Origin of the sequence: Limnospira sp. (genome assembly GCF_051859755.1) — a bacterium.
Lineage (GTDB): Bacteria > Cyanobacteriota > Cyanobacteriia > Cyanobacteriales > Microcoleaceae > Limnospira > Limnospira fusiformis.
The window spans coordinates 24412-31537 of record NZ_JBIMLI010000049.1 but is presented as its reverse complement, the minus strand read 5'-3'; the positions used below and the strand labels follow the sequence as shown (position 1 = coordinate 31537).

4 protein-coding genes and 1 pseudogene are annotated in these 7126 nt (G+C 43.7%); 2 read left to right on the top strand and 3 right to left on the bottom strand.

The window, feature by feature from the left end; translation table 11 throughout:
• Positions 1–74: 74 nt before the first annotated feature.
• Together ACTIE0_RS10900 and ACTIE0_RS10895 are read left to right on the top strand one after the other, a co-directional pair.
• Positions 75–1214, top strand: coding sequence for a Rid family detoxifying hydrolase (locus ACTIE0_RS10900; RefSeq protein ID WP_439516898.1), 1140 nt, complete (start codon positions 75–77; stop codon positions 1212–1214).
• A gap of 105 nt (positions 1215–1319) precedes the next feature.
• Positions 1320–2459 (top strand): Rid family detoxifying hydrolase, encoded by a 1140-nt coding sequence (locus ACTIE0_RS10895; protein ID WP_439516897.1) that lies wholly within the window; start codon positions 1320–1322, stop codon positions 2457–2459.
• A gap of 79 nt (positions 2460–2538) precedes the next feature.
• On the opposite strand, the gene gnd is transcribed toward ACTIE0_RS10895, so the two are convergent.
• The 3 genes and pseudogenes from gnd to ACTIE0_RS10880 all read right to left on the bottom strand — a co-directional run.
• Positions 2539–3963 (bottom strand): decarboxylating NADP(+)-dependent phosphogluconate dehydrogenase, encoded by a 1425-nt coding sequence (gene gnd, locus ACTIE0_RS10890; RefSeq protein WP_006669299.1) that lies wholly within the window; start codon positions 3961–3963, stop codon positions 2539–2541.
• Positions 3964–4206: 243 nt separating this feature from the next.
• Positions 4207–6744, bottom strand: coding sequence for a glycogen/starch/alpha-glucan phosphorylase (locus ACTIE0_RS10885; protein WP_006669298.1), 2538 nt, complete (start codon positions 6742–6744; stop codon positions 4207–4209).
• Positions 6745–6771: 27 nt separating this feature from the next.
• Positions 6772–7011 (bottom strand): annotated as a pseudogene (locus ACTIE0_RS10880) (zinc ribbon domain-containing protein); the annotation flags it as partial.
• Positions 7012–7126: the final 115 nt, after the last annotated feature.

Sequence of the window (7126 nt, the reverse complement as noted above, 5' to 3'; positions counted from 1 at the left end):
ATTGATAGTGCCATCCCCAGCAGATATCTACTCTGGGATAGGCTCAAAACCACATCTACCAGGACTAACTGAAAATGCAACCACAAGAATTGCTTGACAAATACAAACTAGGTGAACGCGACTTCCCCGGAGTCGATTTATCTTATACTACTTGGCAAGGATGTAATTTGAGTGAGATTAACTTAGAAGGTGCTGATTTCAGCAACTCTGACTTTAAAAATATGACTTTTAATAGGGCTAATCTCAAGAATTGTAACTTTAGTGGGTCAACTTTGCAATTCGTAGAATTTGTTAATGCCGATTTAACTAACGCCTGTTTTATCGAGTCTGATTTGCGCGCCATAGATTTTTCTGGGGCAGATTTAACCGGGGTTCAATTCCAGGAATCTAGTCGATTTAGTGATATTAATATGGCTAAAGCTATTATCAAAAATGTCAATTTTTCTGGCATTAATATGACTGGGATAAAGTGGTCGCTTTTTGATTTAGAAGGCTGTAATTTTTCTCGCATCAATGGAACCTGCATAAACTTAGCTAATTCTAACTGCAAAAACTGCAATTTTAAAATGGCAATTCTCGAAAATGCTATCTTAAAAGACACTTGTTTAGAGGGAGCTAATTTAAAGCAAGCCAACCTCAAAAAAGCTAATCTGATGAAAGCCAAAGTTAAAAATGCTAGTTTTATCGGAGCCAATTTAACTAATGCTTATGTTTATGCGTCTAACTATCAAGAAGCTGAAATAATTGGCGCAATTATGCCAGACGGTGAAGTTTACGACCCTGATGATTATTCGATTGTGGAAGGGGTGGAGTCTGGGGTAAACTCGACTAAGGCAGTATTTATTAATACAGAAAACGCGCCGAAATCTCCTAATAGTCCTCACCAAGCAGTTATCATTAATGGCTTTATATATATTGCGGGTCAAATAGCGATAGACCCCCGCCTAAATATTATGTTATGTGATGACGAAATTACCGACCAGACGCGGCGAGTTATGGATAATATTGGCGCGATTTTAACGGCGGCGGGAGTAGGTTGGTCTAAGGTGGTGACCACCACCATTTTTATGGTAAACTTGCAGGAAAGCGATCGCATGAATAGCGTTTACTCTAGCTATTTCACAAATGAAAATCTGCCAATTTGTACCTGTGTAGCCGTGTCGCAACTCCCGGAAAATGCCCGAGTCCAAATCCAATGTATAGCCAGCACCTAAAAAATGCACTATTGGCGTATAATCAGATATAATTGATAGTGCGATACCCAGCAGATATCTACTCTGGGATAGGGTCAAAACCACATCTACCAGGACTAACTGAAAATGGAAGCACAAAAATTGTTTGACAGATACAAACTAGGTGAACGCGACTTCCCCGGAGTCGATTTATCTTATACTACTTGGAAAGGATGTAATTTGAGTGAGATTAACTTAGAAGGTGCTGATTTAAGCAACTCTGACTTTCAAGAGATGACCTTTGATCATGCTAATCTCAAGAATTGTAACTTTAGTGGGTCAACTTTCCAATCCGTACAATTTGTTAATGCCAACTTAACTAACGCCTGTTTTATCAAGTCTGATTTGCAAACCATAGATTTTTCTGGGGCAGATTTAACCGGGGCTCAATTCGAGGAATCTAGTCGATTTGATGATATTAACATGGCTAAAGCTATAATCAAAAATGTTAATTTTTCTGGTAGTAAAATGTTTTCCATAAATTGGTCGTATTTGGATTTAGAAGGATGTAATTTTTCTGGCATTTATGGATTCCGCATCAACTTGGCTGCAGCTAACTGCAAAAAATGTAATTTTAAAATGGCAAATCTAGAGGAAGCCATCTTGAGAGAGACTTGTTTAGAGGGGGCTAATTTCAAGCAAGCTAACATCAAAACAGCTAATCTAATGAAAGCCAAAGTTAAAAATGCGAGTTTTGTCGGAGCCAATTTAACTGATGCCAATTTGTACCTAACTAACTATCAAGAAGCTCAAATCATTGGCGCAATTATGCCAGACGGTGAAGTTTATGACCTCGATGATGATTTGATTGTGGAAGGGGGGGAGTCTGGGGGAAACTCGACTAAGGCAGAATTTATTAATACAGAAAACGCGCCGAAATCTCCTAATAGTCCTCACCAAGCAGTTATCATTAATGGCTGTATATATATTGCGGGTCAAATAGCGATAGACCCCCGCCTAAATATTATGTTATGTGATGACGAAATTACCGACCAGACGCGGCGAGTGATGGATAATATTGGCGCGATTTTAACGGCGGCGGGAGTAGGTTGGTCTAAGGTGGTGAAAACGACGATTTTTATGGTAGACTTGCAGGAAAGCGATCGCATGAATAGCGTTTACTCTAGCTATTTCACCGATGGAAATCTGCCAATTTGTACCTGTGTAGCGGTGTCGCAACTCCCGGAAAATGCACGAGTGCAAATAGAATGTATAGCCACCTTATAGCATAAAGCAGCCCCCCAGAGGTGGGGGGTTTGTGGGTGAGGGAAAACTCAGTTAATCACGAAGGGACTAAACCTGAGAATTAATCAACATTAGTCCATTCAGTATGGAAAAACTGCCCCCGGGGTTTATCGATACGCTCATAAGTATGAGCGCCAAAATAGTCTCGTTGTGCTTGAGTTAAATTTTGAGGTAAACTCACGCGGCGATAACTATCAAAATAATCCAAAGAAGCACTAAAAGCCGGGACGGGAATACCCATAGTATTGGCAGTGACGAGAACTTCCCGCCAAGCGGACTGACGGTCAAGAATAGTCTGCTTAAACTCGGGCGCAAGTAGCAAATTAGGCAATTGTGGATTTTGGTCATAAGCCTGCTTAATTTTATTCAAAAATCCCGCCCGAATAATGCAGCCACCTTTCCAAATGCGGGCAATTTCGCCCAAATTCAGATGATAATTAAACTCCTGAGAAGCCTTACCAATAAGCGCCATACCCTGAGCATAAGAACAGATTTTCGAGCAGTACAAGGCATCACGAACCTTATTAATAAAAGCGCTAACATCGCCATCAAAATTAGCACTAGGTCCCGGCAATTGCTGAGAGGCGGCTACCCGTTCATCCTTATAGGAAGAAATAATCCGGCTATTCACAGCAGCAGTAATGGTAGGGATAGAAACGCCCAACTCCAAAGCACTAACGACGGTCCAGCGTCCGGTTCCTTTTTGTCCAGCCGAGTCCAAAATCAAGTCAACGAGAGGCTTGCCAGTTTCGGGGTCTTTTTGCTTAAAAATATCGGCAGTAATTTCAACCAGAAAAGAGTTTAACTCATCGGTGGTGTTCCACTCAGCAAAGACCTCATAAAGCTGTTGTTCATTCAAGCCAATGACATTACGCAGGAGGTCATAGGCTTCTGCGATCAGCTGCATATCGCCATATTCAATGCCGTTGTGAACCATTTTGACATAGTGACCGGCACCGCCAGGGCCAATATAAGTGACACAGGGGCCGTCATCAACTTGAGCGGCAATTTTAGTTAAAATGGGTTCAAGGGCCTGATAGGAATTCTCGGTTCCTCCGGGCATTAAACTAGGACCCCATAATGCGCCTTCCTCGCCACCACTGACACCCATACCCATAAACCCTAAACCAGTAGCTTCGAGTTCCTTGGTGCGCCTCTCTGTGTCCTCATAGAGAGAATTTCCCCCGTCGATAATCATATCATCCTGATCCAACAGGGGTTTCAATTGGTCAATGACGGCATCGACAGGTTTACCGGCTTTGACCATGACGAGGATACGCCGGGGACGTTCCAGGGACTGGACAAATTCTTCGAGGCTGTAGGCGGGTTTGACATTTTTTCCTGGGGCGCGTTTTTGCATAAACTCATCAGTTTTGGCACTGGTGCGGTTATAAACAGCGACAGGAAAGCCATTGCGTTCGACATTTAGGGCGAGGTTTTCACCCATGACCGCTAGACCAATGACACCAAATTTTTGCTCTGACATAAACTTCCCTATAATGGTTGGCTGATTTGTACTTTAGACTGTATCGTTAATTTTTATAGCAGACTAAGGCGATCGCTTTTTTTTAAAACTCTGGTGCTAATTCTCCCAGCGACTACACAGACAAGAAGGCAACCAGAGCAGTTATATGGACTTTCAGCAGTGGGACATAATTTAAGGCGGCGATAGTTCTGTGAACGAAAAAAGGGCGACTTGTAGCCGCCCCAAACACCCACGAGAATGTAGTTATTTACCGAGATTCAAACCAGCATTTTCTTGGCTGTATTCTTCCATCTCAATAGGTACAGGCTGCACATTCCAGATTTCATTACAATACTCTCGAATAGTGCGATCGCTAGAAAACTTAGCCATCCGCAGTGCATTCAAAATAGACATCCGAGTCCACTTATCCTGATCACTGTAAGTTTTGGAGACCTGTTTATGGCAGTCCACATAAGCCTGATAATCAGCAAAAAGCATATACTGATCATGGTACATCAGGGAATCAACCAAAGGCTTAAACAGCTCTTTATCACCGTGGGAGAAATAGCCAGCAGCAATGCGATCGATTACCGCTTTCAGGGACGGATTACTGCTATAATAATCCCTGGGATTATAACCTTTCGCCTTAGTATCAGCGACTTCCTGTGCGGTCAAACCAAACAGGAAGAAATTTTCCTCGCCTGCTTCTTCGCGGATTTCAATATTAGCACCATCCAAGGTGCCAATAGTCATCGCGCCATTCATAGCAAACTTCATGTTTCCGGTTCCAGAGGCTTCTTTTCCAGCGGTAGAAACTTGTTCAGACAAATCGGCAGCCGGATAGATACGCTGACCCAAAGAAACATTAAAATTGTTGAGGAAAACAATCTTTAAGCGACCTCTAACATCAGGATCATGGTTAATGACATCAGCCACGGAATTAGTGAGCTTGATAATCAACTTCGCCATAAAATAACCGGGGGCAGCCTTACCACCAAAGATAAAAGTACAGGGTACAATATGCTGGTCAGGATTCTGCTTAATCTGATTATACAGGGCGATAATATGCAGCAAATTCAAATGCTGACGCTTGTACTCATGAATCCGTTTCACCTGTATATCAAACATCGAATGGGGGTCAACTTCGATGCCGTTATGTTCCCAGATATATTGGGCTAACTGTCGCTTATTGTGCAGCTTAATTTCTCGCCACTGCTGACAGAAATCGGGGTCATCAACATATTTTTCCAACTGCTTGAGTTGACTAAGGTCTTTCAACCAACCCTCACCGATTTTCGAGTTGTAAAGTTCAGCGAGTTTAGGATTACACATCAAAATCCAGCGTCGGGGAGTGACACCATTAGTCTTATTAATGAACTTTCCGGGCCACAACTTATAGAAATCCCGGAGAGTGTCTTGTTTAAGGAGTTGGGTATGCAATGCAGCCACGCCATTAACAGCATGACTACCGACGCAAGCCAAATTCGCCATACGGACATACTTTTCGCCGGACTCATCAATCAGAGAAAGACGACTGATCAAATTATCATCACCAGGATACCAGCGTTTAACGTCCTCCAAGAAGCGGCGGTTAATTTCATAGATAATCTCTAGGTGGCGGGGAAGTAGATATTCAAACAAACCCACAGACCATTTTTCCAGAGCTTCTGGCAGTAAGGTATGGTTGGTATAGGAGAAGGTCTTTTGAGTCACCCGCCAAGCGGTATTCCAGTCCATCTCATGTTCATCCATTAACAATCGCATCATTTCAGCGATCGCTACTGCCGGGTGAGTATCATTAAGTTGGATAGCGGCGGTATCATGAAGATTATGCAGGCTAGGATGTCGCAGTAGGTGAGTGCGGATAATATCCTGTAGGGAACAAGAAACAAAGAAAAACTGTTGTTCTAGTCGCAATTGCTTACCTTGGGGGGTGTTATCGTTGGGGTATAACACCTTAGAGATAGTTTCCGATCGCATTTTTTCAGCGACCGCGCCATCATAGTTGCCAGCATTGAAGGCATCAAAATTGAAATCATCAGAAGCCTCAGCCCGCCACAAACGCAGGGGATTAACCGTATTAGTATCATAACCGGGAACGGGAGTATCATAGGGAATCCCGACTACCCGGTTAGCGGGAATCCAACGAACCTTATACTCTCCCTTTTCATTATGGTACATTTCGGTATGGCCCCCCAATTTCACCTCAACGGCTTGGTCAGGGTGGGCAATTTCCCAAGGATTACCAAAGCGCAACCATTTATCAGGGACTTCTGCTTGCCATCCATCGCGGATCGCCTGGGTAAAAATCCCAAATTCGTAGCGAATACCATAACCCACAGCGGGAATTTCCAGAGTAGCCAAGGAATCGACGAAGCAAGCGGCTAACCGCCCCAAACCGCCATTACCCAAGCCGGGGTCGGGTTCATGTTCGAGGATTTCATCCAAGTCTAACCCAGACTCTTCGACGGCCTGACGTACCCGATCATAAAGATGGAGGTTAATCAGACTATTACCCATGTGGCGACCCATGAGAAACTCAGCGGAGAGGTAGTAAACTACCTTAACATCTTTCTCCATGTAAGTTTTCATGGTCTTTAGCCAACGACTCAGGAGGCGATCGCGCAAAGTGTAAGCCAAAGCCATATAAAAGTCATCCTGGGTAGCCAGGGACTCATACTTACCCTGAAGATAAAACAGGTTATCTGCAAAAGCCCGTTTGAGAGTTTCCACATTTGTACCTGTGCGATCGTCCTCAATCTGAATTGGACATTGATCGATAGGGATAAGAGGCTGCGTCATAAATTCTCCTTTTCCTGTCTGATACATTTACGCGACATTTTTCCGGTTGTTCCCGGACAATGCGACGATAGCACTATTACCCGTTAAGGTAACAGAGGCGGTATCCCGCAAAGCTTTTAGAAAGATTCCAAAAGCACCGTTCCAGTCCCGTGGTAGAGTGAACCCGCACTCCGGACATCGGAACACTTTTGAGCCACCTAGCTGGGAATGGACATGACCACAGTGAGTACAGGTTTTGCTGGTGTATTCTTCGGTCACATCTACAACTCTTGATAAGTATGGCTCAACTCGGCACTAATTGATAGTAATGACCAAAAACCTTCTGGAAACCCCCCAGACCCCCAGAGTTAATCAATCCACATCGGAACCCTTGACCCGGTGG